The organism is Streptosporangium carneum, assembly GCF_027922005.1.
Classification (GTDB): Bacteria; Actinomycetota; Actinomycetes; order Streptosporangiales; family Streptosporangiaceae; genus Streptosporangium; species Streptosporangium carneum.
Map to the genome: position 1 here is coordinate 340,237 of NZ_BSEV01000001.1, position 26,978 is coordinate 367,214.

24 protein-coding genes are annotated in these 26,978 nt (G+C 69.5%); 12 read left to right on the forward strand and 12 right to left on the reverse strand.

Features of this window, described 5'->3' with window-relative positions:
* Window positions 1-83: 83 nt before the first annotated feature.
* Window positions 84-665 (reverse strand): isopentenyl-diphosphate Delta-isomerase, encoded by a 582-nt coding sequence (gene idi / locus PKF00_RS01610; protein WP_271215507.1) that lies wholly within the window; start codon window positions 663-665, stop codon window positions 84-86.
* A gap of 139 nt (window positions 666-804) precedes the next feature.
* Here idi and PKF00_RS01615 point away from each other — a divergent pair, with 139 nt between their 5' ends.
* Window positions 805-2,103: an MFS transporter gene (locus PKF00_RS01615; RefSeq protein ID WP_271215508.1), complete on the forward strand. Its 1,299-nt coding sequence runs from the start codon at window positions 805-807 to the stop codon at window positions 2,101-2,103.
* Here PKF00_RS01615 and PKF00_RS01620 read toward each other — a convergent pair.
* Both PKF00_RS01620 and PKF00_RS01625 read right to left on the reverse strand, forming a co-directional pair.
* Window positions 2,092-3,330 (reverse strand): adenosylmethionine--8-amino-7-oxononanoate transaminase, encoded by a 1,239-nt coding sequence (locus PKF00_RS01620; protein ID WP_271216334.1) that lies wholly within the window; start codon window positions 3,328-3,330, stop codon window positions 2,092-2,094. The genes PKF00_RS01615 and PKF00_RS01620 overlap by 12 nt on opposite strands.
* A gap of 47 nt (window positions 3,331-3,377) precedes the next feature.
* Window positions 3,378-4,775 carry a CCA tRNA nucleotidyltransferase gene (locus tag PKF00_RS01625; protein ID WP_271215509.1) on the reverse strand — a complete coding sequence of 466 codons (1,398 nt, stop codon included), beginning with the start codon at window positions 4,773-4,775 and terminating at the stop codon, window positions 3,378-3,380.
* Window positions 4,776-4,944: 169 nt separating this feature from the next.
* On the opposite strand from PKF00_RS01625, the gene PKF00_RS01630 reads away from it, so the two are divergent.
* The 8 genes from PKF00_RS01630 to trxA all read left to right on the forward strand — a co-directional run bounded on the left by PKF00_RS01630 (window position 4,945) and on the right by trxA (window position 14,120).
* The gene (locus PKF00_RS01630; RefSeq protein ID WP_271215510.1) at window positions 4,945-5,466 is read left to right on the forward strand and encodes an aminoacyl-tRNA deacylase; all 522 of its coding nucleotides are present in this window, start codon (window positions 4,945-4,947) and stop codon (window positions 5,464-5,466) included.
* A 46-nt stretch (window positions 5,467-5,512) separates the two neighbouring features.
* Window positions 5,513-7,672 (forward strand): DUF6049 family protein, encoded by a 2,160-nt coding sequence (locus PKF00_RS01635; RefSeq protein ID WP_271215511.1) that lies wholly within the window; start codon window positions 5,513-5,515, stop codon window positions 7,670-7,672.
* Window positions 7,673-7,718: 46 nt separating this feature from the next.
* Window positions 7,719-9,323, forward strand: coding sequence for a murein biosynthesis integral membrane protein MurJ (gene murJ, locus PKF00_RS01640; protein ID WP_271215512.1), 1,605 nt, complete (start codon window positions 7,719-7,721; stop codon window positions 9,321-9,323).
* 195 nt (window positions 9,324-9,518) lie between these two features.
* Entirely contained in the window at window positions 9,519-11,036 is a 1,518-nt protein-coding gene (locus PKF00_RS01645) for a protein kinase family protein (protein ID WP_271215513.1), read from the forward strand.
* 157 nt (window positions 11,037-11,193) lie between these two features.
* On the forward strand, window positions 11,194-11,799 hold the full coding sequence (sigM, locus tag PKF00_RS01650) for an RNA polymerase sigma factor SigM (protein ID WP_271216335.1): 606 nt from the start codon (window positions 11,194-11,196) through the stop codon (window positions 11,797-11,799).
* Entirely contained in the window at window positions 11,789-12,679 is an 891-nt protein-coding gene (locus PKF00_RS01655; protein WP_271215514.1) for an anti-sigma factor family protein, read from the forward strand. Before sigM ends, PKF00_RS01655 begins: the two co-directional genes overlap by 11 nt.
* Window positions 12,680-12,822: 143 nt before the next feature.
* The gene (trxB, locus tag PKF00_RS01660) at window positions 12,823-13,755 is read left to right on the forward strand and encodes a thioredoxin-disulfide reductase (RefSeq protein ID WP_271215515.1); all 933 of its coding nucleotides are present in this window, start codon (window positions 12,823-12,825) and stop codon (window positions 13,753-13,755) included.
* A gap of 41 nt (window positions 13,756-13,796) precedes the next feature.
* Window positions 13,797-14,120, forward strand: a complete 324-nt coding sequence (trxA, locus tag PKF00_RS01665) for a thioredoxin (RefSeq protein ID WP_271215516.1) — start codon at window positions 13,797-13,799, stop codon at window positions 14,118-14,120.
* A 269-nt stretch (window positions 14,121-14,389) separates the two neighbouring features.
* Here the strand turns inward: trxA and PKF00_RS01670 are convergent, their stop codons facing one another.
* Entirely contained in the window at window positions 14,390-15,010 is a 621-nt protein-coding gene (locus PKF00_RS01670) for a GNAT family N-acetyltransferase (RefSeq protein ID WP_271215517.1), read from the reverse strand.
* 295 nt (window positions 15,011-15,305) lie between these two features.
* Here PKF00_RS01670 and PKF00_RS01675 point away from each other — a divergent pair, with 295 nt between their 5' ends.
* The 3 genes from PKF00_RS01675 (at window position 15,306) to PKF00_RS01685 (ending at window position 19,981) form a co-directional block, all read left to right on the forward strand.
* Entirely contained in the window at window positions 15,306-16,538 is a 1,233-nt protein-coding gene (locus tag PKF00_RS01675) for an aminotransferase-like domain-containing protein (protein ID WP_271215518.1), read from the forward strand.
* 1,257 nt (window positions 16,539-17,795) lie between these two features.
* A complete protein-coding gene (locus PKF00_RS01680; protein ID WP_271215519.1) occupies window positions 17,796-18,752 on the forward strand; it encodes a D-alanine--D-alanine ligase family protein in 957 nt (318 codons plus the stop codon).
* Between the two features lie 167 nt (window positions 18,753-18,919).
* Window positions 18,920-19,981 carry a threonine aldolase family protein gene (locus PKF00_RS01685; protein ID WP_271215520.1) on the forward strand — a complete coding sequence of 354 codons (1,062 nt, stop codon included), beginning with the start codon at window positions 18,920-18,922 and terminating at the stop codon, window positions 19,979-19,981.
* A 1,349-nt stretch (window positions 19,982-21,330) separates the two neighbouring features.
* Here PKF00_RS01685 and PKF00_RS01690 read toward each other — a convergent pair.
* The 8 genes from PKF00_RS01690 to rpmH form a co-directional block, all read right to left on the reverse strand.
* Entirely contained in the window at window positions 21,331-22,332 is a 1,002-nt protein-coding gene (locus PKF00_RS01690) for a ParB/RepB/Spo0J family partition protein (RefSeq protein WP_271215521.1), read from the reverse strand.
* A gap of 66 nt (window positions 22,333-22,398) precedes the next feature.
* Complete coding sequence (locus PKF00_RS01695; RefSeq protein ID WP_425582177.1) at window positions 22,399-23,265, reverse strand: ParA family protein; 867 nt, start codon at window positions 23,263-23,265, stop codon at window positions 22,399-22,401.
* Window positions 23,266-23,508: 243 nt separating this feature from the next.
* Window positions 23,509-24,219, reverse strand: a complete 711-nt coding sequence (rsmG, locus tag PKF00_RS01700; RefSeq protein ID WP_271215522.1) for a 16S rRNA (guanine(527)-N(7))-methyltransferase RsmG — start codon at window positions 24,217-24,219, stop codon at window positions 23,509-23,511.
* A 182-nt stretch (window positions 24,220-24,401) separates the two neighbouring features.
* A complete protein-coding gene (locus PKF00_RS01705) occupies window positions 24,402-24,905 on the reverse strand; it encodes a Jag family protein (RefSeq protein WP_271215523.1) in 504 nt (167 codons plus the stop codon).
* Between the two features lie 34 nt (window positions 24,906-24,939).
* Window positions 24,940-25,890, reverse strand: a complete 951-nt coding sequence (yidC, locus tag PKF00_RS01710; protein ID WP_271215524.1) for a membrane protein insertase YidC — start codon at window positions 25,888-25,890, stop codon at window positions 24,940-24,942.
* Between the two features lie 4 nt (window positions 25,891-25,894).
* Window positions 25,895-26,176, reverse strand: a complete 282-nt coding sequence (gene yidD, locus PKF00_RS01715) for a membrane protein insertion efficiency factor YidD (protein ID WP_425582176.1) — start codon at window positions 26,174-26,176, stop codon at window positions 25,895-25,897.
* On the reverse strand, window positions 26,173-26,547 hold the full coding sequence (gene rnpA / locus PKF00_RS01720; protein WP_309298361.1) for a ribonuclease P protein component: 375 nt from the start codon (window positions 26,545-26,547) through the stop codon (window positions 26,173-26,175). The genes yidD and rnpA overlap by 4 nt, the downstream gene beginning before the upstream one ends.
* 108 nt (window positions 26,548-26,655) lie before the next feature.
* Window positions 26,656-26,793 (reverse strand): 50S ribosomal protein L34, encoded by a 138-nt coding sequence (rpmH, locus tag PKF00_RS01725; protein ID WP_010849920.1) that lies wholly within the window; start codon window positions 26,791-26,793, stop codon window positions 26,656-26,658.
* Window positions 26,794-26,978 lie beyond the last annotated feature (185 nt).

A 26,978-nucleotide genomic window follows, 5' to 3' on the forward strand; every position in this document is an offset into this window, starting at 1 on the left:
CGGGGAACGGCACGGGGTCGTACGCCGTAGGCGTCATGGGAAAGCCCTCCGTCCCGACAGGACGGAGGGCTTTCTCGCGTGGGTCAGCGGGCGGCGGGCGGGAGTTCGGCGGAGTCGGCGACCGGCCAGCTGAGGGGATCGGCGCCGAGCTCGACGAGGTGGGGCACCTGCTCGCGGCACCACGGGGAGATCGCGAGGCGGTCGCCGAGCACCTCGGCCGTGAACTCCTTCCACGGCATCCAGCGCACCGCCTCGACCTCCTCGGGGTTGGGGACGGCCTCGGTCGTGACCACCGCCCGGTAGACCGGGCAGAGCTCCCGCTCGACGATCCCGCTGTCCATGACGGCGCGGTAGGAGAAGCGCGGCAGCAGCAGGTCGACGCCGCCCACGCCCAGCCCGAGCTCGTAGGAGAGCCTGCGGACGACCGCGTCGGCGAGCGACTCGCCGGGCAGGGGGTGGCCGCAGCAGCTGTTGGTCCACACCCCCGGCCAGGTGGTCTTGTGCGAGGCCCTGCGGGTCAGGAGGATCCGCCCCAGGTCGTCGAACACGTAGCTGGAGAAGGCGAGGTGCAGGGGCGTCTCGGTGCCGTGCACCGTGGCCTTCGGCGCCGTGCCGATCGCGTTTCCCGCTGGGTCGACGAGCACGACGTGTTCATCAGCTGTCACTCGTCCGAGGGTACGTGACCATGTCAGCTCGTTATGCCTGATCAGCGTTACGTCATGAAAGGTGGGGAACTGTCCGGCGGGTCGTTCTCAGGGTTGTTCCCGATGGTCGCTTCGGGGCGGTCACGCGTAGGCTGAGCGCGTGTCATTCGTGTCCGATCTACGCGTCGTCCTGGAGGGCCGGGACTTCAGGAGGCTGTTCGGCACCCGTCTGGTGTCGCAGTTCTCCGACGGCATCTTCCAGTTCGCGGTGGCCGGATTCGCCTTCTTCAGCCCGGAGAAGAGCACGAGCGCCGTGCAGATAGCCGCCGGGCTGGCCGTGCTGTTCCTGCCGTACTCGATCCTCGGGCCCTTCGTCGGGGTGTTCATCGACCGGTGGTCGCGGCGGCAGATCCTGGTGATCGCGCCGATCGTGCGCGGGGCGCTGCTGCTGCTGGCCGCCACCCTCGTCGCGACCGGCGTCCCCGACGCGTTCTTCTTCGCCGCCGCGCTCGCCGTGCTCGGCGTGAACCGCTTCTTCCTGGCCGCGCTCGGCGCCTCGCTGCCGCACGTCGTCTCCGCCGACCGGCTGCTGGTGGCCAACGCGGTCACCCCCACCTCGGGCACCGTCGTCACCTTCGTCGGCGCGGGAGTCGGCTACCTGGTGAACCGGCTCCTCGGGGGCGACCACTACGGCACGGCGATCCTGCTGGCCGTCTCCGGCCTCACCTTCGGGCTGAGCGCGCTGATCGCCAGGACCATGGACAGGCGGCTGCTCGGCCCCGCCTACGACTCGGAGATGCCGCAGACCCGCGAGGCGCTGCGCAACGTGGTGAGCGGCCTGGTGGACGGCGCGCGGCACATCGCGCACCACAGGGCCGCGGCCGCCGCGATGGGCGCGATGGCCACCCACCGGTTCATGTACGGCATGTGCACGGCGATGGTGGTGATGCTCTCGCGCTACTACTTCGCCGACAGCCCGGTGAACGCGCTGGACGCGGTCTCCCTCGTGCTGGCCACCTCGGGGGTGGGCTACGCCCTGGCCATCGTGCTCACGCCGTGGGCGACCGAGCGCTTCGAGATCGAGACCTGGGTCCCGATCATGCTCGTCACCGCGGGGGTGCTGTCGTTCGCGCTCTGCGCGCCGTTCCAGCAGTGGGGCTTCGCCGCGGGCGGCTTCGTGCTCGGCGTCGCCGGGCAGAGCATCAAGATCTGCGCGGACACGAGCGTCCAGCGGGACGTCGACGACGCCTACCTCGGCCGGGCCTTCTCGATCTACGACATGCTCTTCAACGGCACCTACGTGCTGGCCGCCGCCGTCGCGGCGGCACTGCTGCCGCCCAACGGCAGGTCGCTGCTGGTGCTCGGGATCATCTGCGCCGGATACGTCGGCGGCGCGGCGCTCTACCGGGTGGTCACGCCGAACCGGGCGGCCGACCCGCTGCCGTCGTCACGTCCCTGACCGGCCGGGCCCCCGGCCGAGTGACCTGGCCGCCGCCGTCATCGCGGTCGTGATCCGGTCGAGGTCGTCGCCGATCGAGTAGGGCGGCATGGTGTAGATCAGCCGGTTGAAGGGGCGGAGCCAGACCCCGTGTCCCATCACGACGTCCTGGACCCGCCGGACGTCGACGGGCTCGTGTGTCTCGACGACCCCGATCGCGCCGAGCACCCGCACGTCCTTGACCCCCGGGGCCGCCGCGGCCTCTGCCAGCCCCTCGGTCAGGCCGGCCTCGATCCGCTTGACCTCCTCGCGCCACGGACGCTCGGCGAGAAGGTCGAGGGAGGCCCCGGCGACGGCGGTCGCCAGCGGATTGCCCATGAAGGTGGGGCCGTGCATCAGCACCCCGATGCCCGCCGCGACCCGCTCGGTGCACAGCGTCGCCGCCAGGGACATGTAGCCGCCGGTCAGCGCCTTGCCCAGGCACATGATGTCGGGCCTGATCCCGGCGTGGTCGCAGCCGAACAGCTCTCCCGTCCTGCCGAACCCGGTGGCGATCTCGTCGGCGATCAGCAGGACGCCGTGCTCGTCGGCGAGCTCGCGGAGCCCGCGCAGGTAGGCCGGGTGGTAGAAGCGCATGCCGCCCGCCCCCTGGACGACCGGCTCCACGATGATCGCCGCCAGCTCGCCCGCGTGCGCGGCGACCGTCTCGGCGAGGTGGGCGAGGTAGGCCTCGTCGAACTCGGCGGGCGGCAGGTCGGCGAACACGTGCCGGGGCAGCGCGCCGGAGAACAGGTGGTGCATGCCGTTGACCGGGTCGCAGACGGCCATCGCCCCGAAGGTGTCGCCGTGGTAGCCGCCCCTGACCGTGAGCAGGCGGCTTCTGCCGGTGAACTGGAACGCCATCTTGATCGCGACCTCGACCGCGACCGAGCCCGAGTCGGCCAGGAACACCCGCGGCAGGCCGGTCATGTCGGCCAGCGTGCGCGCGAGCCGTACGGCGGGCTCGTGGGTGAGCCCCCCGAACATGACGTGCGCCATGTCCTGGAGCTGGTCGGTCAGGGCCCGGTTGAGCCTGGGGTGGTTGTAGCCGTGGATGGCCGCCCACCAGGACGACATGCCGTCGACCAGCTCCCGCCCGTCGGCGAGCGTCAGGCGCACCCCGTCCGCCCTGGAGACCACGTGCGCGGGCGCGTGCGACGGCACCGCGGCGTACGGGTGCCACACGTGCTCACGGTCCAGCTCCCGCAGCCTGTCGAGGCTCCGGGCGTCCGGGGGGCCTTCGGGGGACGGACCGGTCAGGGGAGGAGTCCGTTCTCTCCCGCCCAGGCGCGCAGGGCCTCCGTCGCCGCCTCCTTGCCGACGACGCCCTTGTCCAGGCGCATCTCCAGGAGGAACTTGTAGGCGCGCCCCACGGCCGGGCCGGGGGGCAGGCCGAGGAGCGCCTGGATCTCGTTGCCGTCGAGCTCGGGACGGATCTTGCCGAGCTCCTCCTCGTCGGCCAGCCTGGCGATGCGCTCCTCCAGGTGGTCGTAGGTCTGCGACAGCGCCTGGGCCTTGCGCCTGTTGCGGGTCGTGCAGTCGGCGCGGGTCAGCTTGTGGAGGCGTTCGAGCAGGTGCCCCGCGTCGCGGACGTAGCGGCGCACGGCCGAGTCGGTCCACTCGCCCGTGCCGTACCCGTGGAAGCGCAGGTGCAGCTCGACCAGGCGGGAGACGTCGGCGACCACGTCCTTGGGGAACTTCAGCTCGGTCATGCGCTTCTTGGCGAGCTGGGCGCCGACCACCTCGTGGTGGTGGAAGGAGACCCTGCCCCCCGGCTCGTGACGGCGGGTCTTCGGCTTGCCGACGTCGTGCAGCAGCGCGGCCCAGCGCAGGATCTTGTCGGGGCCGTTCTCCTCGAGGCCGATCGCCTGCTCGAGAACGATCAACGTGTGCTCGTAGACGTCCTTGTGCCGGTGGTGCTCGTCGATCTCCAGGCGGAGCTTGGGCAGCTCGGGCAGGACGTGGGCGGCGAGCCCCGACTCGACGAGAAGCGCCAGGCCCTCCCGGGGGTGGGCGCCGCAGATGAGCTTGTTCAGCTCCTCGCGGATCCGCTCCGCCGAGACGATCTCGATCCGCTCGGCCATCGCGGTCATCGCCTCGAGCGCCGCCCGGTCGACGGTGAAGCCGAGCTGGCTGGCGAACCTGGCCGCCCTGAGCATCCGCAGCGGGTCGTCGTCGAAGGACCGCTCGGGGGGACCCGGCGTGCGCAGCACCCTGGCGTGCAGGTCGTCGAGGCCGCCGTGCGGGTCGACGAACTCGCGTGAGGGCAGGCGCAGCGCCATCGCGTTGACCGCGAAGTCGCGCCTGGCCAGGTCGCCCTCGAGCGTGTCGCCGTAGACCACGTCCGGCTTGCGCGACTTGGGGTCGTAGGACTCGCTGCGATAGGTGGTGATCTCCAGCAGCCAGTTGCCCTTGCGGACGCCGACCGTGCCGAAGTCGATGCCGATCGTCCAGACGGAGTCGGCCCAGTCGCGGACGAGGTCGAGGACCGTCTCGGGGCGCGCGTCCGTGGTCAGGTCGAGATCGTTGCCGATCCTGCCGAGGAAGACGTCGCGCACCGAACCGCCCACGAGGGCTATCTGGTATCCCCTGGCGGCGAACAGCTCACCGAGCTCGTCGGCCACAGGGGCGATCTTCCGGAACAGCTCGCTCATGCCGTGCCGCTGGCTCTCAGTCAGGTTTGAAAGGGACAAGCCGGGTAGGTCCTTCGGTTACGGAACATGTTCCCCTCTGGGGATACACCTCAAGCGATCACCAGGTTACGGTCGGTAAGAGACCGTCGGGGGCCGTGCGTCGAGGCTAGTCGAGGCAAGGAGCACATACATGAAGGACGCCCTCGCGATCCACCGCTGGCTCCTCGCACACCAGGTTCACCATGAGATCGTACGCCTTCCGAGCGCGATGACGTGTGCCGAGGAGCTGCCGGAGCTGCTGGCCGCGAGTCCGGCGACCTGCGTCGCGGTCACGGTCTTCGAGGTCACGACCCGCCTGGGCCGTCAGCCCGTCGCCGTCGTCGCCTCCGTCGACTCCCCTCCCATGCCGGGCGTCGTCGGCGGCATCCTCGGCGCCCGCAGGGTCCGTCCCGCCTCCGCCTTCACCGTGAACTCCGCCACCGACTACGCGGCCGGGCTGGTCTGCCCGCTGCTGCTGCCCGACGGGCTGACCGTGCTGGTCGACGGACGCCTCGCAAACAGCGACGAAGTCGTTCACACCCCGACGGGAGAACGCCGTACGGCACTGCTGATCCGCGCCGATCACCTGCTCACACTTGTTTCAGGGAAAACCATCGACCTGGCCCAATCCCGGTCACGGAGGGAGCAGGCGACCTTCCCGCTCGCCGGATAGGCCATAGCATTACGGGCGTGCGCCGTACTCGACCCCTGGCCGGCACGTGAGCTACAAGGTCACGATGCTCGCCGTACTGACCGCCACGCTGCTCTCCCCAGCGGCCGTGGCGCTTCCGGGTACGGCGAACGCCCAGACGAACGCGGGAGCGTCCACGCGGACCGGCGCGGAGAGCTCCGTGGCCCGCCAGTCGCCCCAGCTGGTGCTCGAGGCCATGACGCCCGACGTGCCCCGCGAACCGACGACCGAGATCAGGATCTCCGGCTCCTTCGTCAACACCGGCACCCAGACCGTCAGCGGCATGCGGGTCCGGATGCACTACTCGTCCCAGCCGTTCCTGCGCCGTGCCGACATGGAGGCCTACGCCGGCGGCCAGGGTCTTCAGCCCGGCGCGTGGCGTGACGAGCGTTACCTCCAGCCGGGCACGCTCGCGCCCGCGGCGAAGGCCCCGTGGGAGTTCGTCTTCACCCCGCAGCAGCGGGGCATCTCCCGGTTCGGCGTCTACCCGATCATGATCGAGGTGATCGACGCCTTCGGGCAGCAGGTCGCCGTGCAGCGCACCTTCGTGGTCTACATGCCCAGGGGCATGAAGGTCCCCCGCACCAGGCTGGCCATGGTCATGCCGATCGTCGACCAGCCCCGCAGGGCCGTCGACGAGGTCTTCCTCGACGACACCCTGCCCGCGTCCATGGCCTCGGGCAAGCGTCTGGACGACCTGCTGAGGATCGCCAAGGACACCTCCGCCGCCAAGAACCTCACCTGGGTCGTCGACCCCGCGCTCCTCGACGACGCGCGGACGCTGGGCGCGCCGTACTCGGTGAAGGTGAAGGACAAGATCGAGAAGCGCTCCGCCGACGCCTCCGCCGCCAAGTGGCTCGCCGACCTCCGCGCCGCGCTCGCCGACTCCCCGGTCGTGGCGACTCCCTACGCCGATCCGGACGTCGCGGCCCTGGCCCACAGCGGCGTCGACGACTCCACGGGCACCGCGATCGAGGCGGCGAAACGCACCGGCCACGAGACTCTCGGCCGCGACACCCTGACCACCGTGAACTGGCCGGCGAACGGGATGATCGACTACGACGGCCTGGACCTGCTGTCCAAGGGCGGCGTCGACACCGTGCTGCTGAACGAGGCGAACCTGCCCCTCGTGACACCGTCCGCCACGACGCCGGACGCCTCGACGACCCTGAACAGCGTGAACGGCCCCGTCACCGCCCTCGTCACCGACAGGGCGCTGAGCGAGACCCTCGACACGGACACCTCGGTGGCCGGCGCCGCGGTGCTGAACCGCCAGCGGTTCGTCGCGGAGACCGCGATGATCGCCTCCGAGCCCGGGGCCGTCCCGAGGACCGTGATCGCCGCACCGCAGCGGCGCTGGTCCCCCGACCCCGCGTACGTCACGGGGCTGGTGAAGACGGCCTCGACCCTGCCGTGGCTCGCCCCGGCCACGCTCGACTCGGTGAAACGGGGCAAGGGGGTCGCGCCCCAGCGGGCCGACCTCACCTACACCGACCAGAACCGGCGCGAAGAGCTCGCCAAGCCGTACATGAAGAGCGTCAGGCGGGTCGGCCGCAAGGCGGACCTGACCGCGGCGGTCACCGACGCCCAGGACATCGACGTGTTCGACCTGGCGCTGCTGCGCCTGTCCTCGTCCGCGTGGCGGGGCAGGGGCGACGCGGCGGCGCCGTACGTCACGCAGGTGGGGACCGCGGTCGACGGCCGCATCCGCCAGGTCTCGATCACCGGCAACGAGCAGTCGCCGCTGCGCACCCTCGCGGGCACGAACGGCGAGGTGCCGATCAGCGTCCGCAACGGCCTGGCGGGGCCCGGCAGCAGGGTCTCGGTCCGCCTCAAGGTGACCTCGGAGCGGCCCAGGCTGTTGAAGATCGAGAACTACAAGGACGAGTTGACCATCATGGGCGGTCAGAACCAGACCGTCCGGGTTCCCATGACCGTGCTGGCCAGCGGCCAGACGAAGGTGAAGGTCCAGCTCATGACCGGCGACGGGCGCAGGTACGGCACGCCGGTCGAGCTCACGGTCCGCACCACCGGCTACACGGGGATCGCGCTGGTGATCGTCGGAGCGGCCATCGTGGTGCTGCTGGCCGCCGTCGTGCTGCGCATCCTGCGCCGCAGGGGAACCCGCCGCGTCGCGGCTCCGGCCGCGCCGAGACGCGCGAGCGCCCCGGCGGGCAACGAGTCGTGAGCACCTGGCGACACAGCCATCTGGCGTATCTGGCGGAGGAAAAGCAATGAGCAGGGTGCTGCGCGCGAGCGCGGTCATGGCGGCGGGCACGATGGTCTCCCGCGTCACGGGTTTCGTGCGCACGGCGGTGCTCGCCGCGGCCATCGGCACCTTCGCCCTCGGCGACGCCTACAACGTGGCCTACACGATCCCCCTCATCCTGTTCGACTTCCTCATCGGCGGCATCCTGAGCAGCGTCGTGGTGCCGATGATCGTCCGGCGGCAGCGCAGCGACGCCGACGGGGGCCGGGCCTACGAGCAGCGGCTGATGACGCTCGGGGTGATCGTGCTGACGCTGGTCGCGGTCGCGGGCGTGCTGATGGCCAGGCCGTTGATCGGCCTCTACAGCACGGACTGGAACCCCAGGAAGATCGAGGTCGCGATCAAGCTGGCGCAGTACATCCTTCCGCAGATCGCCTTCTTCGGCGTGGGGGCGATCGCGGGGGCGATCCTCAACACCCGTGACAGGTTCGCCGCCCCGATGTGGGCGCCGGTGCTGAACAACATCGTGATGATCGGCGTCTCCCTGGCCTACTACGTGAAGCTGGGCCTGGCGGGCACGGACGTCAGCACGGTGAGCGACGCCGACCTGGCCCTGCTCGGTCTGGGCACCACCGCGGGAATCGTGGCCCAGTGCGCGGTGCTGGTCGTCTCGCTGCACCGGGTCGGCTTCCGGTTCGTGCCCAGGCTGGACCTGCGGGAGGCGGGGCTCGGCGAGATGGGCCGCACCGCCGTGTGGACGTTCGCCTACGTCGGCATCAGCCAGCTCGGCTTCCTGATCACCACCAGGCTCTCCTCCGGGGCGGGCGAGCGGGCCCCGGGCGCGGGCAACTCCGCCTACGCGTACGCCTACCAGTTCTTCCAGCTCCCCTACGGGATCATCGCGGTCTCGGTGATCACCGCGATGCTGCCCCGGATGAGTCGGGCCGTGGCGGACGGGCAGCTCGAGACGGTCAGGGAGGAGTTCGGCTCGGGCGTGCGCCTGGTGTCGGCGCTGCTGGTGCCCTCCGGGCTGCTGCTGATGGTGCTGGGCCCCGCGGTGACCGTGCTGATCTTCTCGTGGGGCAACATGACCGTCGACTCGGCGGTCTACATCGGCAACGTGCTGCAGGTCTTCGGGCTGGCGCTGGTGCCGTTCTCGATCTTCCAGCTGCTGCTGCGCGTCTTCTACGCCTTCGGGGACACCAGGACGCCGGTCTTCGTCGCCTTCGGCAACGTGACGGTGAACGCCGCGCTCAGCCTCCTGGCCTACCTGACCCTGCCCGTCCAGTACATCGTGATGGGCCTGGCCTTCGCGTTCACCGTCACCTACGTCCTGGGCTCCGCGGTCGCCTGGGCCCTCGCCAGCCGCCGCGTGCACGGCCTCCAGGGACGCGCCGTGGCCGCGGGGCTCTCCCGGATGTACGTCGCCGCGCTCCCCGCCGCGCTGCTCGCGCTGGGCGTGCTGTGGCTGACCCAGGAGACGACCGGCCTGAACCCGCTCAGCGCGGCCGTCATGCTGGCCGCGGGCGGCGGTCTCGGTATGGTTCTGTACCTGGTCATCGCGCACCGGATGCGCATCCCCGAGGTGAGTTCGGTCGTTGAAATGGTCGCGGGCCGGGTACGCCGGTAATCCAAAGAGTTGTTCCAAGCGTCTGACAAGGAGAACACGGGCGGAACCTGCGCGGGACTAACATGGTGCAACGCGTGTGGTGACATGCGGCTAATGGAAGCAGGAGGGCGTGGGCGGATCCACCCGGCATCGCGTGATGTGTCCTGATGTGTCAATCTGGTGTGGCGCTGTCGTGTTCTCACTTGTGGAGAGCTCATGAGTTCCTCCGCCGTCGAGCCCGGTACGAAATTGGCCGAGCGTTTCCGGCTTGAGGATCGCGTCCACGAGTCCAGCGGGGCCACCTTGTGGAAGGCGATCGACGAGGTGCTCGCCAGGCCCGTCGCCGTGCACACCTTCAACCCCGACTTCCCCCGTCTGAACGAGGTCGTCTCCGCCGCGCGCGTCGCCAGCAGGCTGACCGACCCCCGGCTGACCCAGGTCTTCGACGCCACCGAGGACGACGGCCACTCCTACGTCGTCAGCGAGTGGGTCAGCGGGGAGACCCTCACCGACATGATCGCCGCGGGTCCGCTCGAACCCGAGCGGGCCGCCGCGCTGGTCGCGGAGGCCGCGGAGGCGCTGGCCCACGCCCACGAGGCCGGCCTCGCCCACCTCTACCTGACCCCTGAGCACCTGGTGTGGACGGCGGGCAGCACGGTCAAGCTGCTCGGCCTCGGCATCGACGCCGTGCTGATGGACGTCACGAGCGAGGACTCCGCCCGCGCCGACACCGAGGGCCTCGGCCGCCTGCTGTACGCCGGGCTGACGGGTCACTGGCCCGGCGAGGAGGACTTCGGGCTTCCTCCCGCCCCCATGGACGACGATCACTACTGCACACCGCGCCAGGTCACCGCAGGAGTGCCCGGCTACCTCGACACCATCGTCTGCCGGGCGTTGCTGCCGGAGAGCAAGCGCGGCCTCACCCCGTTCACGACGCCGGCCGAGCTCGCCGACGCTCTCAGCTCGGTTCCCAGGCCCGCGCCGATGCCGATGCCGATGCCGATGCCGATGCCGGCGGCGCCCCAGGTGACGGCCTCTCGCTCCGAGGGCCTGGACACCGCGGCGTCCCAGCGTCCCAGCCCGCCGCCGATCCAGCACATGCAGCCGCACAGGCCGCGCCCCTCCGGCGGCGGCGGAGTGCTCGGCAAGGTGGCCATGACCGTGGTCGTGCTGCTGGTGATGGCGGCCGTCGGCCTGGGCGCGTGGACGCTCGGCCGCAGCATCGGCAACGCCGGCACCCCGACCCCGGGGGTGACCGTCACGCCCACGCCGACCACGGCGGTGGCGACCCGCGAGGTGAAGCCCCAGTCGGTCTCCGGCTTCGACCCGCTGGGCGACGGCGAGGAGCGGGCCGAGCTGGCCCTCAACGCGGTCGACGGCAAGCCCTCCACCGACTGGCACTCCGAGTCCTACGAGTCGGTCGACTTCGGCAGGCTGAAGGCCGGAGTCGGTCTCCTGCTCGACCTGGGGCAGAACGTGCCGGTCAAGCAGGTGACGGTCGACTTCGGCGGCGAGAGCTCCGGCGGCACCGTTGAGCTCAGGATCGGCGACTCGGCCGACCTGAACAGCCTGTCGGTCGCCCACAGGTTCACCGACGCGTCGGGAAAGAAGACCTTCAGCGCTGACTCACCGCAGAAGGGCCGCTACGTCCTGCTCTGGTTCACCAAACTGCCCACCTACCAGGGGAAATACCGCGGCACCGTGCACGACGTGAAGGTCCTCGCCATCAAGTGATGCCAGAGCGATTTGATCGTTTTTACCCGGCTTCTTGCCGATCATGTGAGATTTCGTGGCACCATCTATCACGTAGTGGTGTTCTCCCCGGATCGGCACAGCCAGGACTCTCCTTGTGAATTCCCCACCCGAGACCCCGCCAGCGGCGGCACAGCAGATGGCGCGGCCCATGGTGTCCGACGCCGATCTGCTGACCCGGCACATCGCCGGAGACCCGCACGCCTTCAGTGAAATAGTCAAGCGACATCGAGACCGCATGTGGGCGGTCGCCCTGCGCACGCTGGGCGACCCCGACGAGGCGGCCGACGCCGTACAGGACGCCTTCGTCTCGGCCTATCGCAAGGCCGAGAGCTTCCGCGGCGAGGCGGCCGTCACCACGTGGCTGCACCGCATCGTGGTGAACGCCTGCCTGGACCGCATGCGCCGGAAGTCCGTCCGCCCGGTCGCCGACGACGAGCTCGTCGAGGCCGCCGAACGCGACACTCCGGTGCTCGACCAGACAGCCGAGCGCGAGGTCTCGATGGAGGTCTCCGCCGCGCTCAAGCTGCTGCCGTCCGACCAGCGGGCGGCACTCGTGCTCGTGGACATGATGGGGTACTCCGTGGAGGACGCGGCGCAGGTCCTGGAGGTGCCGAGCGGCACCGTGAAGAGCAGATGCGCGCGCGGACGCGCGAAACTCGCCCCAATTCTTTCGCACCTGCGGAACCGATCCGACCTGTCTCGCGTCTCATCCGCGAAGGGAGCAGAACTTCGTGACGGGTGATACGCACTACGACCTGGAGATCCTCGCCGAGCTGGCAGAGGGTCTTCTCGACGCCGCCACGGCCCTGCAGGTACGCGAGCATCTCGCGGTCTGCGACCCCTGTGGCGAAAGCCTCGCCGACCTCGCAGCGGTTCGTGAGGTGCTCGCGGCGACGCCCACACCGGCGATGCCGATGGGGGTCGCGCTCCGGATCGACCGCGCGCTGGCCGCAGAGGCCGAAAGCTTCCGTGGAGGTGGAGTAGGCCTGGTGGAAGCACCGGCCTGGGACGAAATAATGCGCGACGCGCCGTGGGAGACGAAGCCTCTCCCCGCGCCTGAGCCGGTTCTGCCGGAACCCGAGCCTGAGCCGGTGCCCAGACTCGGAGTCGTCGGCGACGACGGCGCCATCAGGCCCGCCAGGCGGCGCAAGGCCACGCAGCGGCGCCGCTGGGCGCTGCCCGCCGTGGCGGCCGGAGCGGCGGCGGCGGTCGTCGGCGCGGCCGTGGTGACGACCGGGGCTCTCAACGTGGCGGCGCCGCCGAGCCGCGTGTCGGTGGAGGCCCTGCCGGCCCCGGCGAAGAGCGACGGCTACCAGCTGACCGACAGCAACTGGAACTACACCGAGCAGGAGCTACGCGGGTCGCTGCTGGACTACATCGGTCCCGCGCAGATCGTGGACGCCCAGGACCAGTCTGAGGGCTACAAGCTCGCCCAGTGCGTCAAGCAGGTCTCCGGCAAGGTCGGCAAGTCACCGTTCGCCGTGGACCAGGGCTTCTACAACGGTCAGGAGGCCAACATCATGGTCTTCTGGAACAACCAGGCCAAGAACAGGGTGCGTGTCCACGTCGTGGGCCCGCAGTGTGACGACGTGCGCAAGCCCGCCCTCGCACACTGGAAGTAGGCCGCCGGCGTCGCCGGTGACGACTCACGCGAACAGAGCCCGGCATGGATTCGTCCATGCCGGGCTCTCGCGTGTCGTACGGGAATCACCGACGCCTAGGATCTGTTGACGCCACTGGCAACGACAGAGGGAAAGGCGCAGCAGTGATCGACGTCCGGAATGTGATCGTCATTGGATCGGGTCCCGCCGGTTACACCGCGGCCGTGTACTCCGCGCGCGCCGACCTCAAGCCGCTGGTCTTCGAAGGCTCGGTCACCGCGGGCGGCGCCCTGATGAACACCACCGAGGTGGAGAACTTCCCGGGCTTCCCCGACGGGATCATGGGCCCCGACCTCATGGACAACCTGCGCAAGCAGGCCGACCGGTTCGGCGCCGAGCTGGTCGCCGACGACGTGGTCGAGGTCGACCTGACCGTCACCCCCAAGGTCGTCAAGACCGCCACGGACACCTACCACGCCAAGGCCGTCATCCTGGCCACCGGCTCCGGCTACCGCGAGCTGGGCGTGCCCAACGAGAAGCGTCTGTCCGGCCACGGCGTCTCCTGGTGCGCCACCTGTGACGGCTTCTTCTTCCGCGGCCAGGACATCGTGGTCGTCGGCGGCGGCGACACCGCCATGGAGGAGGCCACCTTCCTGACCCGGTTCGCCAACTCGGTGACCGTCGTGCACCGCCGCGACGAGCTGCGCGCCAGCAAGATCATGCAGGATCGCGCGTTCGCGAACGAGAAGATCCGCTTCGTCTGGGACAGCGAGGTCGTCGACGTGCTGGGGGAGAAGAAGGTCTCCGGGGTGCGTCTGCGCAACCTCAAGACCGGCGAGGAGAGCGAGCTCGCGGCCACCGGCCTGTTCATCGCCATCGGTCACGACCCCCGCACCGAGCTGGTCAAGGGCCAGGTCGAGCTCGACGACGAGGGCTACATCAAGGTCGACTCCCCCTACACCCGCACCAACCTGGACGGCGTCTTCGCCGCGGGCGACGTCGTCGACCACATCTACCGCCAGGCGATCACCGCCGCCGGCACCGGCACCGCCGCGGCGCTGGACGCCGAGCGCTGGCTGGCCGAGCGCGACAGCTGACCGTCGACAACCACACCACCGCAGAGAGGGAGCAGCAAACCTTGGGCGCCATCAAGAACGTTACCGACGCCAGCTTCGACGCCGACGTCCTGAAGAGCGACAAGCCCGTCATCGTCGACTTCTGGGCGGAGTGGTGCGGCCCGTGCCGCCAGGTCGCTCCGATCCTGGAGGAGATCGCCAACGAGCAGGCGGAGAAGCTGACCATCGTCAAGCTCAACGTCGACGAGAACCCGACGACCGCGGGGAACTACGGCGTACTCCAGATTCCGACCCTGAACGTCTACAAGAACGGAGAGGTTGTGAAGCAGATCATCGGCGCCAAGCCGAAGGCCATGCTGCTTCGCGAGCTCGAGGGCATCATCTAGGTCCTCCTCCCGAAGCCGGGGAGAGGACCCAAGGGCCCCCTGCGGCTGTCGCACCCCACAGCGCCCGCCGTACCACCCGCTTTCCGAGCGGCACACCCACCGTGAAAGCCCCCTCGCGTCCCACCGCAGGGGGCTTTCGCACGTCCGCGCCCGTCGGCGACGACCGGTGGTCCCGCCTGCGGAGGCGGAATCCCCCACGCCGGGTCTTCCCAAAAATCGGGTCACGTTCAGCGGACCGAAATATGGCCTTAAAAGGCCCTCAGGCCGCCTCAGACAGGCCTCAGCGCCCTCTCCGGGGACATGGACCCCAGCAGCCTCTCCAGAGCCACCTCGACGTCCTCACGCCACGAGACGGCGGACTTGAGCTCCAGGCGGAGCCTGGGGAAGCGCAGATGCGGTCTCACCGTCTTGAACCCGACCGAAAGGAGGTACTCGGCGGGCATCAGGCACGCCCCCGGCTGCTCCCACTTCAGATCGCCGAACGCCTCGATCGCCCGCACCCCGCGCCGGGTCAGGTCCTTGGCCACGCCCTGCACCAGCATGCGGCCCAGGCCGCCGCCGGAGAACTCCGGGATGATGTGCGCGGTCATCAGCAGCACGGCGTCCGCGCTGACCGGCGACGTCGGGAACGCCACCGAACGGGGCACATGGTGCGGCGGCGCGTAGAGGACGAAGCCCGCCGCGACGCCGTCCACATAGACGATCTTTCCGCAGCTGCCCCACTCCAGCAGGGTCGAGGAGATCCAGGCCTCTTTCTCCAGCCCCGGATCACCCGCCTCGACGGCGCGGTTGCCGTTCACGGGATCCAGTTCCCAGAAGACGCACCGGCGGCACCGGTGCGGCAGGTCGTCGAGATTGTCAAGGGTGACGTTTGCCAGCCGACGCGACACCTGTTGGCCCCAATCCTGGCGAGACGAGTGCAAGCCATGGCGAAAAACGCGCGAAAACGGCGTCTCCAGCTGGCATCGTAGCTCAGTGAGGGCCCTGGTTTCAGGGTGTCCCGTCCCCACACGCAGACGACAACCGCCTCTGCCGTACCCTGGTTTCTCTAGCTTGAGCACTCCGTGCTCCTCATAGCCAAGGAGGTGGACCGTGCCCCAAGAGTCAGATCACGGTCAGGCCATCGCGTCCCACGGGTCGCGGATCGACGCCTATGTCGATCGGTACGCCGCACGAGCTACCGGGATGGTCGCCTCCGAGGTTCGAGCTCTTTTCGCCGTCGCGTCGAGGCCGGAAGTGGTCTCGCTCGCCGGTGGCATGCCGTACGTCACCGCTCTTCCCCTCGACGTCGTGGGAGAGCTCGTCGCCGACCTGGTGGCCCGCCGCGGCCCCGTCGCGCTCCAGTACGGCTCAGGCCAGGGTGACCCGCACCTGCGTGAGCAGATCTGCGACGTCATGAGCCTCGAGGGCATCGAGGCCAACTCCGACGACGTCGTGGTGACCGTGGGCTCGCAGCAGGCCCTCGACCTGGTCACCCGCATCTTCATCGACCCGGGCGACGTGATCCTGGCCGAGGGGCCCTCCTACGTGGGCGCGCTGGGCACCTTCTCCGCCTACCAGGCGAAGGTCGTCCACATCTCCATGGACGACGAGGGGATCATCCCCGAGTCGCTCGCCCAGACCATCTACGCGCTGAAGACGGCCGGCAACAGGATCAAGTTCCTGTACACCGTCCCCAACTTCCAGAACCCCGCCGGGGTCACCCTCAACGTCTCCCGCAGAGCGCAGATCCTCGACATCTGCCAGCGCGCGGGCGTGCTGATCGTGGAGGACAACCCGTACGGCCTGCTCGGCTTCGAGGGCGGATCCATGCGGGCGCTGCGCGCCGACTGCCCAGACGGGGTGGTCTACCTCGGCTCGTTCTCCAAGACCCTCGCTCCCGGCTTCCGCGTCGGCTGGGCGCTCGCCCCGCACGCCATCCGCGACAAGCTGGTGCTGGCGATGGAGTCCGCGGTCCTGTCCCACTCCGTCTTCAGCCAGCTCGCCGTCGGCCAGTACCTCGCCACCCAGCCGTGGCGTGAGCAGATCAAGACCTTCAGGGAGCTCTACTGCGAGCGGCGCGACGCCATGCTCGGAGCCCTGGAGGCGATGATGCCCGCGGGCTGCACCTGGACCCGCCCCGCCGGCGGGTTCTTCGTCTGGGCCACGCTCCCCGAGGGGCTGGACTCCAAGGCGCTGCTGCCCCGCGCGGTCGCGGAACGGGTGGCCTTCGTGCCGGGCACCGGCTTCTACGCCGACGGCAGCGGCTCGCGTCACATGCGCCTTTCCTACTGCTACCCGGAGCCGGAGCGCATCCGCGAAGGCGTCCGCCGTCTGGCCGGAGTGATCGAGCAGGAGCTGCGGGTGCGCGACACCTTCGGCCCCGGCGCGCCCGCTGACCACATCGGCGTCGACACCCCGGGCCCCGACCTCGCCTGACGGAGCCCTGACGGGTCCGTCCCCGAAGTCCGCAACGGGATCCCTGACGTTCCCGGACCGGTGAACGCCCGCCGTCACCACGTCCGGGACCGTCAGGACCGCCCTCCCATACCCCCTCAAACGCATCAGAACGGCAGTCCATCTCCCTGACCCGCCGTCGCCCCCTCACCGGCCCGGTCGCCGTCCATCACACCGACACGGCACGGCGTCCGCATCACCCGCCCTCACCGGCCCGTCACGACACGAAACCCCACAACCCCGCCCTCCTTGCCTTCGCACGCCTTCACCGGCCCGTCGCCGTCCACAGCGTCGGCACGGCGTCCGCACCACTCGCCACCGCCGCCCTCACCGGCCCGCCACCCCCGCACCACCGAGACGGCAAGGCATCCCGCATCCTCACCACTCGCCTTCGCACGCCTTCACCGACCCGTCGCCGTCCACAGCGTCGGCACGGCGTCCGCACCACTCGCCACCGCCGCCCTCACCGGCCCACCGCCCCCCACGCCAACGAGACGGCACGCCCCCGCATCTCCGCTGGTTCGTCGCCGCCCACACCACCGGTACGGCACGACATCCCGCATCCTCACCGATTCGCCATCGCTCACCTCGCGACACGACGCCTCCGCGCTCCAGCGGCTCGTCATCGCCCCCTCACCGATTCGTCGCCGCCCACACCCCCCAGCGCACCACGGCATCCCACACCCCACCGGCTCGCCAGCGCACACTCCACCGGTTCGTCGCCTCCCACAGCGCCGGTACGGCGAGCGGTGACGCTGAGCGGATCGGCGCGGATGCGCGGTGCGCGACCCGACGCATGGCGGTCGCCTCGCCGGACGAGGCGCTCCCTTGGGACCGGGTGGCGGCCCATGGACCGGAGGTTCGCCCGGTCGGTCGGTAGGCATCCTGGTTCGCCCGGAGGCCGCGTGGACGCTCCGGAGAGCTGTTCGGTGAACGGGCCTGTTCGGTGGGTCCGAAGGCCGGAAGGTGGCTTCTGAGATGCCGGGGGAGCACTCTGCGGTCATCTCAGGGACGGCTGTCGCGGCACGCCGGGAGGCGGCCGGTCCGCGTGCCGACGCGGTGATGCCGTACGGTGACGTCCGACGTTCCACTACGGCGTCACCTTGGACGCTGTGCCGTGACGTCACTTCGGGTGCCGTGCCGTACGGTGACTTCCGGCGCCGTTGTGCGGCGATCGTCCCGGTCGTGTGAGAGCGACCCCAAAGGCTCGGCGTGGGCCGCGAAGAGAGGTATTTTCGGATGGGTGATCTGGGCCACGTGCTCGTCCTGGCGGGTGGGCTGTCCTACGAGCGGGAGGTGTCCCTCCGGTCGGGTCGTCGCGTGAGCGAGGTGCTGCGCGGAGCGGGGATCTCGGTGGAGACACGCGACACTGACGCCTCCCTGGTGCCCTACGTGCTCGCCGATCCGCCGGACGCGGTCTTCGTCACCCTGCACGGCGGAGCCGGAGAGGACGGCGCCATCCGGTCGGTGCTCGAGCTTCTCTCCGTTCCCTATGTGGGCGCCGGCCCGGACGCCTGCAGGGTGGCCTTCGACAAGCCGACCGCCAAGGCGGTCGTCCGTTCGGTCGGCGTGCGCACCCCCGACTCGGTGACGCTTCCCAAGGAGACGTTCCACGACCTCGGCGCCTCCGCCGTACTGGCCCGCATCGTGGAACGCCTCGGTCTTCCGCTTTTCGTCAAGCCGTCCCGTGGCGGCTCGGCCCTCGGGGCGTCGGTCGTCCGTACCGCGGAGGAGCTTCCCTCCGCCATGGTCGGATGCTTCGCCTACGGCGACACCGCGCTCATCGAGCGCTACATCGAGGGAGTCGAGGTCTCCGTCTCCGTGGTCGACCTCGGTGAAGGGCCGGTGGCCCTGCCGCCGGTGGAGATCGTGCCGGACGCGGGCATGTACGACTACGCCGCGCGGTACACCGCGGGACACACCGAGTTCTTCGCTCCGGCGCGTCTGTCTCCCGAGGCCTCGGCCGCCTGTGCGGAGATGGCCGTCACGGCCCACACCGCCCTTGGTCTGCGTGACGTCTCCCGCACCGACATCATCGTCGACGGATCAGGGTTTCCCTACTTCCTCGAAGTCAACGTCGCTCCGGGGATGACCGAGACCTCCCTGCTTCCCATGGCGGTGGAGGCCGCGGGCGACGATCTCGGCACTCTCTGCCGGGTCCTCCTGGAACAGGCCGCAGCGCGTCACTCCTCCTGACCTTCTCCCCCTCACGGCCCGGCGTCGAAGCGAATCGTCGCCGGGTCTTCCGCGTGAACCCGCCGACGAGTCATCACCGGCCACGCCGTCGCGCTTCCAGTGGTGGTGCTCCACCCCGCAGGGGCAGCAGCAGAAAGATCCACAAAGCAGGTCCTAGGCTGGATCATGTGCTGACTTCCACTCCTTCCTTCCCCAAGAGCTTCGCCAGTGACAACCACGCCGGTGTGCATCCGGCGGTGCTCGCCGCCATCATCGATGCCAACACCGCGGACGCTCCGGCCTATGGCGGGGACCCGTGGACACGGGCGATGGAAGACGCCTTCCGCGTCGAGTTCGGCGCCCAGGCGACCGCTTACGCCATGTTCAACGGCACCGGCGCGAACGTCGTGGGACTGGGACTCGTCCTGCGCCCGTACGACGCCGTGCTCTGTCCGGAGAGCGCCCACATCAACGTCAACGAATGCGGTGCCGCCGAGCGCGCCCTCGGCGCCAAGCTCATTCCTCTCCCCACGGACAACGGCAAGATCACGGTGGAGGACGTCCGCGGTCAGCTCTCCGTCCTGGGCGACGAGCACCACGCTCAGCCCCGTGTCATCTCCATCTCCCAGGTGACCGAGTGCGGCACCTGCTACACCCCGGACGAGATCGCCAGGCTCGCCGAGTTCGCCCACACTCGCGGGCTCTTCCTCCACATGGACGGCGCCCGGCTGGCCAATGCCGCCGCCGAGCTCGGCTGCTCGATGCGCGCTCTCACCACCGAGGTCGGCGTGGACCTGCTCAGCTTCGGCGGCACCAAGAACGGCGCCATGGGAGCCGAAGCGCTCGTCCTCCTCAGACCGGAGCTGGGCGCTCCCGCGTTGTTCCTCCGCAAGCAGGGCATGCAGCTCGCCTCCAAGATGCGCTTCGTCTCCGCCCAGCTGACCGCGCTCCTCACCGAGGACCTCTGGCGTCAGAACGCCTCACACGCCAACGCCATGGCCCACCGTCTCGCCGACGGCATCGCCGACCTTCCGGGTGTCTCGCTTCGCTATCCCGTCCAGTCGAACGCCGTCTTCCCCGTGCTGCCGGAGAAGGTGATCTCCGACCTTCAGCAGCGCCACCTCTTCCACGTCTGGGACGAGGCCGAGAATGTGGTGCGCTGGGTGACGGCCTTCGACACCACTCCCGAGCACGTGGACGCGTTTGTCGCCGACGTTCGGCTGGCCGTACAGGGGGAGGCCGACGTCTGACGGCCAGACTGTTTCACGTGAAACAAGCGCGGGCGTGAGCCGTGTTTCACGTGAAACAGGACGCGGATCAGTTCGCCGGGCGGGAGTGTGTTTCACGTGAAACGCACTCCCGCCCGGCGGGCGGAGGCTCTCCGGAGAGTCCCCGCCCGTGGCTCTCCTCAGAGTCCCGGACGCACGGCTCCGCCGAAGAAACTCCCTTCCTCTGGGGCGCGTTCCACGCTTCCCGGGGTCGCATTCCACCTGCGCGTGACCGAGGCCATTCGGCCAAACCATCTCTTGTCCCCCGGTCACGTCGCCACCGGGCGAGAACCCGGCGGACGGGACGAGGGGACAAAGGGCGAGGGGCGGCGAGGGGCAAGGGGACAGCACCGGGCTTGGAGATCCTCCGCGATCGAAGGGGACGCTCTCCTGCACGCACCGGACGCGGCGCGTGATCTCGGGAGCATCCTGACGTGCCCACCTGCCGACAGCGCCCTCATGTCGTCGTTCGGGTTCTCACTGTCGAGCGGACATTCGCTGTGCGTCGCCGGAAGCTCCGCCAGCGGACGCGGCGGCTCCTCCGGTTCGGTCACAGGGCGGCCCCTCGGGCACGGCGACTCCTCCGGGCGCGGTGCTCCCTCCGGACGCGATGACCCCTGTGGTTCGGTCAGGGCGGCTCCCGGATGCGGTGGCCATCCGCCCACGGCCCTCGCGGATCCGCCCCTCGGTCAGTCTCTGACCGTCGTAGCCGGCCACGGTCAGCGGGGCGCGGCAGCCCTCGTGGTCGGCGATCGGCGGCTCCCTCGCCGCCCGCCGCCCGGACAGGCGGACACGAGCGACTCGCGTCGGCCCGAACGGCGGAGGCGACGATGACCACGTGGGACAGTCAACCGCCGACCAGCCTGACGGGGCTTGGCCAAAACGGGATACTCGAGCAGCTGTGCCCGGCCGGGGAATGCCACGGAGGTCGTGGCACTCGACCTTGCCGACGACGTCCTGGACGCGGGTCTGCTGTCCGGTGGCACGCCCTGCCTGTCGGCGGGGTCGGGTGGTGTCAACGGGTGAGCCGCCCTGGCCGACCGCGCGACTTCGGTGCCGCTTCGTCCCGTGCCCGTGGTCCGAGCCACGCACCTGCGCCCGGTGTGAATGCATCGCGGCAGCGACGTAGTGGGGCGGTCCGACGCCTCCGCTGTCGAGCGCCGGGCGAGACCCCACCTCACGCTGATGTCCCCAAGAGCGTGATCGCTCCGGAGACACCCGTGCTCCGGCCGGAGACTGAACGGCGTGTCGGAGTGGGTGAAGGCGTCAGGGCACACGAAACGGCCCTCGTGTTTCACGTGAAACACGAGGGCCGTGGAAGAGCCGAAGGGTCACTCCTCGGTCGGCTGCATGGAGCCCGGAGCCATTGTCGCGATGATGCGTTCCAGGTCGTCGATCGTGGCGAACTCCACGACGATGCGACCCTTACGGCGGCCGAAGTCGACCTTCACTCGGGTTTCGAAGCGGTCGGAGAGGCGATCGGCCAGATGGCGGAGCGCGGGCTCCTCGGCCGGTTTCGCCCGGGGCGTCTTGGGTGTCGTAGCCGGGGCCGGGGCCGCCATGGCGTCGCCCACCGCCACGATCTCCTCGACCGCCCGGACCGACAGCAGCTCCGCGACGATCCGGGCGGCGAGGTGCTCCTGCGCGGCGGGGTCGTCAAGAGTCAGCAGAGCGCGGCCGTGCCCGGCGGTGATCGTGCCCGCCGACACCCGGCGCTGGACCTTGGGCGGCAGGTTGAGCAGACGGATCGTGTTCGTCACGTGGGAGCGGGAGCGGCCGATGCGGGTGGCGAGCTGCTCGTGGGTCGCGCCGAAGTCGTCGAGCAACTGGCGGTAGGCCGCCGCCTCCTCCAGGGGGTTGAGCTGTTCGCGCTGGAGGTTCTCGATGAGCGCGTCCAGCAGGAGCTTGTCCTCCTGGGTGCTCCGTACGATCGCGGGGATCTTGGAGAGTCCGGCGAGCTTCGAGGCGCGCCACCGGCGCTCCCCCATGATCAGCTCGTAGCCCTCCTCCCCGGTTGCGCGCACCACGACGGGCTGGAGAAGACCCACCTCGCGGATCGAGGTGGCCAGCTCCTTCAGCGGCTCCTCGCTGAAGATCTCCCGGGGCTGGCGCGGGTTCGGCGCGATGTCCTCGATGGGGATCTCAAGGAAGTAGGCCCCCGCGACCGGCTTGGGACCGGCCAGCTGCGGGGTCACGGGCTGGGGCGCGGGCGCGGGCGCGGGCGCGACCATGATCGCGGATGCCGAGGGCGCGGACGTCTCGGTCACGGCCGGGCCCGTCGGAATGAGCGCTCCCAGCCCCTTGCCCAGGCCTCTGGGCGACTTACCTACCACAGTCCCTCCCCGTCAGGGTCCCGCCCTCGGTGGCCTTCACGACGACGGTCACGGATCTCTGCGCGTTCACACAGCGGCGCCACGGTAGGCGATCTCACGAGCGGCGTCCATGTAGGCCATCGCACCGCTGGAGCCAGGGTCGTAGGTCATGACGGACTGGCCGTAGCTCGGCGCCTCGGAGACCCGGACGCTCCGGGGAATGAGCGTCTTCAGCACCGTGTCCCCGAAGTGGGAGCGGACCTCTTCGGCGACCTGTGAGGCCAGTCTGGTCCTGCCGTCGTACATCGTCATCAGGATGGTGGACAGCTCGAGTGTGGGGTTGAGGTGGGCGCGGACCAGGTCCACGTTCCGCAGCAGCTGCCCCAGGCCCTCCAGCGCGTAGTACTCGCACTGGATGGGGATCAGCAGCTCGTTCGCCGCCATCAGCGCGTTGACGGTCAGCAGGCCGAGCGAGGGAGGGCAGTCGATGAGGATGTAGTCGAACTCGACCGCGGTGTACGCTCCCAGCGCGCGCTGCAGGCGGGCCTCACGCGCGACCATGGAGACCAGTTCGATCTCGGCGCCCGCCAGGTCGATCGTGGCGGGCGCGCAGTAGAGCCCGGGCATCTCCGGGACCTCCTTCACGACCTCCGCGAGAGGCACGTCCTCGACCAGGACCTTGTACATGTCGGGCACGTCACCACGGTGCTCGATGGACAGCGCCGTCGAGGCGTTGCCCTGCGGGTCGAGATCCACGACGAGCACCCGCTGGCCGTGCATGGAGAGCGCGGCCGCGAGGTTCACCGATGTCGTGGTCTTGCCCACGCCGCCCTTCTGGTTGGCGACGGTGAAGATGCGGGTCTTGGGCGGCCTGGGCCAGGCGTCGCCTCGGCTCCCAGTGGTGTCTCCAGGAGCGGCCGTAGTCGTCTGAGCCGATGTTTCACGTGAAACCACTGAGCTGAGTGCCTCTCGTACCAGCGGCGAGTCGCCGGGATTAAGGGGGGGCTGGGTCACGGTCGTCGTCCTTTCAACCGGCCTGACTGCCACGGCGGAAGCCGGTGCCGGCCAGCCCAGACCAGAAGGGCGTTCGTACGGTGAGGCGACGGGGCCTTCGGGCCAGCCGAGACCGCCTCCCGCGCTCACAGTCGCACTTCCACGGTCATTCACTGGCCTCGTACCCGCTTTGCTCGGTCTGTTCTACTGGCCTCGTGCCCGCTTCGCCCGCGGAGCACGATCCTTACGGCGAGCACCCTGCCGCGCTCCTCCGGCGGCCCGACCGGCGACCACCCGGATGAGAGTTGCAGGCGGCTCGACCTTACCGTGCCCGACCGAGACAAGCTCGGCGGTCTGCACCCCACTGGCCCGCAATTGCGCCTCGGCGTCCGCCAGCTCCTCCGCTGCCCGTTCTCCCTTCAGCGCCAGGAGCTCGCCCCCTTCACGCAGCAGCGGCAGCGACCACTTCAGCAACCGGTCGAGCGGCGCCACCGCGCGCGCGGAGGCGACGTCGAACTCGCGTTTGCCCACGAACTCCTCGGCCCGGCCGCGCAGCACCTCGACGTTGCCGAGTTTCAGGGTCTCCACGCACTCCTCGAGGAACACCGTCCTGCGCAGGAGAGGCTCGAGGAGGGTGACCCTGATGTCGGGCCGTACGATCGCCAGCACCAGGCCGGGCAGGCCCGCTCCCGATCCGATGTCCACAAGACGCACGTTCTCGGGCACAGCCTCGGCGACCACCGCGCAGTTGAGCAGGTGTCGGTCCCAGATGCGGGGCACCTCACGAGGACCGAGCAGGCCGCGCACCACTCCGGGACCGGCCAGCAACCCCGCGAACGTCTCCGCCCTGGACCAGGCGTCGCCGGTGAACACCTCGCGCGCAACCTCGGGCGGCTCGGGGATCTGGTCGCTCACTCGACGCTCACTCTTCCTCGGGATTTTCTCTGGCAGGGCGTTCTAAGGCTAACGGCCCACTCCGCACGGCTGTACAAGGGCAGGCCGTGAAAAAGGGCCGCGCCCCCTGGTTTCCAGGAGCCGCGGCCCTTTCATCATTTGTACGTCATACGGGGAGGCATCCCCTTGTGCGGAGAGCTCCGCTACGCGGGGAGGACCACCACGAAACGTCGGGGCTCCTCGCCCTCGGACTCGCTCCGCAGGCCCGCCGCCGCGACCGCGTCGTGCACGATCTTGCGCTCGAACGGGGTCATCGGCTGCAGCGACTTGGGCTCGCCGTTGCGCTTGACGTCTGCGGCGATCTTGGTGCCGAGCTCGGTGAGCTCGGTGCGGCGGCGTTCGCGGTACCCGCCGATGTCCAGCATGAGACGGGAGCGTTCTCCCGTCTGGCGGTGGACGGCGAGGCGGGTCAGCTCCTGGATCGCCTCCAGCACCTCACCGTTCGGCCCGACGAGGTCACCGCCCTTGACGTCGACGACCGACACCACTGCTCGGTCACCCTCGACGTCCATGTCGATGTCACCGTCGATGTCGGCGATGTCGAGCAGACCCTCGACATAGTCCGCCGCGATCTCGCCTTCCTGCTCCAGCGCAGCGAGATCAGGAGCCGCTTTCACGGTCTCCTTTTCGGCCTCGGCCTCGGTCACGTCCGGCCACTCCTTCGTGCTGTCGGGTTGATCGTCAGGACTTCTTACTACCCGTCCGCTTGCTGCGGGGCTGACGGGTCGGCTGCTGGCGGGCCACCTTGGGCTCCGGCGGAGCGGGAGGCGCCTCCGGCTCGGGAGCGCTCTTCTTGACCTTGCTCAGCAGGCCCGGCTTGGGCTCGGGCGTCACCATGTTGCCCTTGGCGTCGAGCACGGGAGAGGGGTTGCGGCTGTAGAACCAGTGCTGCTGCCCCAGGGTCCAGAGGTTGGTGGTGACCCAGTAGAGGATCAGGCCGAGGGGGAAGTTCAGCGAGAAGATGGCGAACAGCGGCGAGATGTACATCAGGATCTTCTGCTGCTGCGCCATCGGGTTGTCCGGCATCTGGGCCATCGAGCGGCCCACGCTCTGCCGGACGGTGAGGAAGGTGGTCAGCGAGCTGATCGCCACGAAGACCGCCAGGACGATCTTCGTCTGGATCGGGTTCGCGCCGAGCGCCTCGATCTGCGCGGAGTCGGTCCAGAAGGTCGCCGGCAGCGGCGCGCCGAAGATGTGCGCCGCTCTGGCGCTGTCGACCAGTTCCTTCGACATGCCGAACTTCAGCTCGCCGTGAGCCATGGCGTTCAGCACGGTGAACATCGAGATGAAGATCGGGAACTGGGCCACGATCGGCAGGCAGCCGCCGAGCGGGTTGGCCCCCTGTCCCTGGTACAGCGCCATGACCTCCTGGTTCATGCGCTGCTTGTCGTTCTTGTAACGCTTGCGAATCTCCTGGACCTTGGGGGCCAGCTCCTGCATCTTCTTCGACGAGCGCATCTGCTTGAGGAAGAGGGGGAAGATCAGCAGCCTCATCAGCACCGTCAGGGTGATGATGGTCAGCGCCCAGGTCAGCCCGCTGTTCGGGTCGAGGAAGCTGCTATAACCCTGGTGAATCCAGGTGATGACTTGAGCGACGGCTGTGTACAGCCAGTTCAGCCAGGACAGCTCCACCGAGCTAGCTCCCTTGCGTTTCGTCGGACCGGCCCGGGCTCGGGGGCACCGGGTCAAAACCTCCGGGATGGAATGGGTGGCAACGCCCGATTCTCCGGATCGTCAACCATGTGCCGCGCAGGGCTCCGTGAACAGCCACGGCCTCGAGCCCGTAGGCACTGCACGAGGGATGGAAACGGCAACGGGGACCCAGGAGAGGGCTCACGTAGGCCCGGTAGAACCGGATAGGAGCCATCAGGGTCCTGGCAGCCGGGGAGATCCCGGCGGTATGCTGCGCTGTCATCATCGCCCATCCCTGCGAGCCGTCGAAGGCTCTCGCCGCCTGAGTAAACGATCCAGCGCGACGTCGAGTTCGGCGGCAAGGCGCTCGCTTCGCGCGGACGCGGCCGGTGGATTGGCGCGTACAACCAGCAGGCTACCTCGCGGAAGGCGGTCGAGACGGTCTCGCATGAGGTGTCTCAACTGACGTTTGACGCGATTTCGGATGACCGCGCCGCCGACAGCGCGGCTCACAACAAATCCCACTAAGGGCGATTCATCCGTTTCCGCACGCACGCTCAAGTGCGCGACCAGGGTGGGACGGCCTGCTCGGCTTCCCTTTCTGACCGCGTTGGCGAACTCCTCGCCCCGGCGCATGCGGGACACGGGCGGCAACACGAGAGGACCTTGGTTGACCCTGGGCAGGTACGGCTATCGCCCGCCGACGTCACGGCCGGCGGGCGACGGATCTCTGCCACGGCCCGGCGAACCGGGCACACGGATGCGTCAGGCGGAGAGCTCGGCGCGGCCCTTGCGACGGCGGGCGGCCAGGATGGCGCGACCGGCGCGGGTGCGCATGCGCAGCCGGAAGCCGTGGGTCTTCGCGCGACGACGGTTGTTCGGCTGGAAAGTACGCTTGCTCACGAGTGGGCTCCAGGCTCAAGGCGCGCCCCCAGCACATGGGGACGCTCGACAATGGCTGGCTTGCCGGAAGCGGGGCATGCGAAATAGCCGCCGCGTGACAAGCCGACCGTCGTACGTTACGGGGAACGCGTGGCCCAGGTCAAACCGAAGAACACGCGGATATAGGTTATCCACGAATCCACAAC

Excerpts from the sequence above, each read along its gene's own strand:
- PKF00_RS01625 (WP_271215509.1), bottom strand. The coding sequence starts at position 4,775 with ATGAGCGAGCTGTTCCGGAAGATCGCCCCTGTGGCCGACGAGCTCGGT.
- PKF00_RS01630 (WP_271215510.1), top strand. The coding sequence starts at position 4,945 with ATGAAGGACGCCCTCGCGATCCACCGCTGGCTCCTCGCACACCAGGTT.
- murJ (WP_271215512.1), top strand. The coding sequence starts at position 7,719 with ATGAGCAGGGTGCTGCGCGCGAGCGCGGTCATGGCGGCGGGCACGATG.
- PKF00_RS01645 (WP_271215513.1), top strand. The coding sequence starts at position 9,519 with ATGAGTTCCTCCGCCGTCGAGCCCGGTACGAAATTGGCCGAGCGTTTC.
- sigM (WP_271216335.1), top strand. The coding sequence starts at position 11,194 with ATGGCGCGGCCCATGGTGTCCGACGCCGATCTGCTGACCCGGCACATC.
- PKF00_RS01675 (WP_271215518.1), top strand. The coding sequence starts at position 15,306 with ATGGTCGCCTCCGAGGTTCGAGCTCTTTTCGCCGTCGCGTCGAGGCCG.
- PKF00_RS01680 (WP_271215519.1), top strand. The coding sequence starts at position 17,796 with ATGGGTGATCTGGGCCACGTGCTCGTCCTGGCGGGTGGGCTGTCCTAC.
- yidD (WP_425582176.1), bottom strand. The coding sequence starts at position 26,176 with ATGATGACAGCGCAGCATACCGCCGGGATCTCCCCGGCTGCCAGGACC.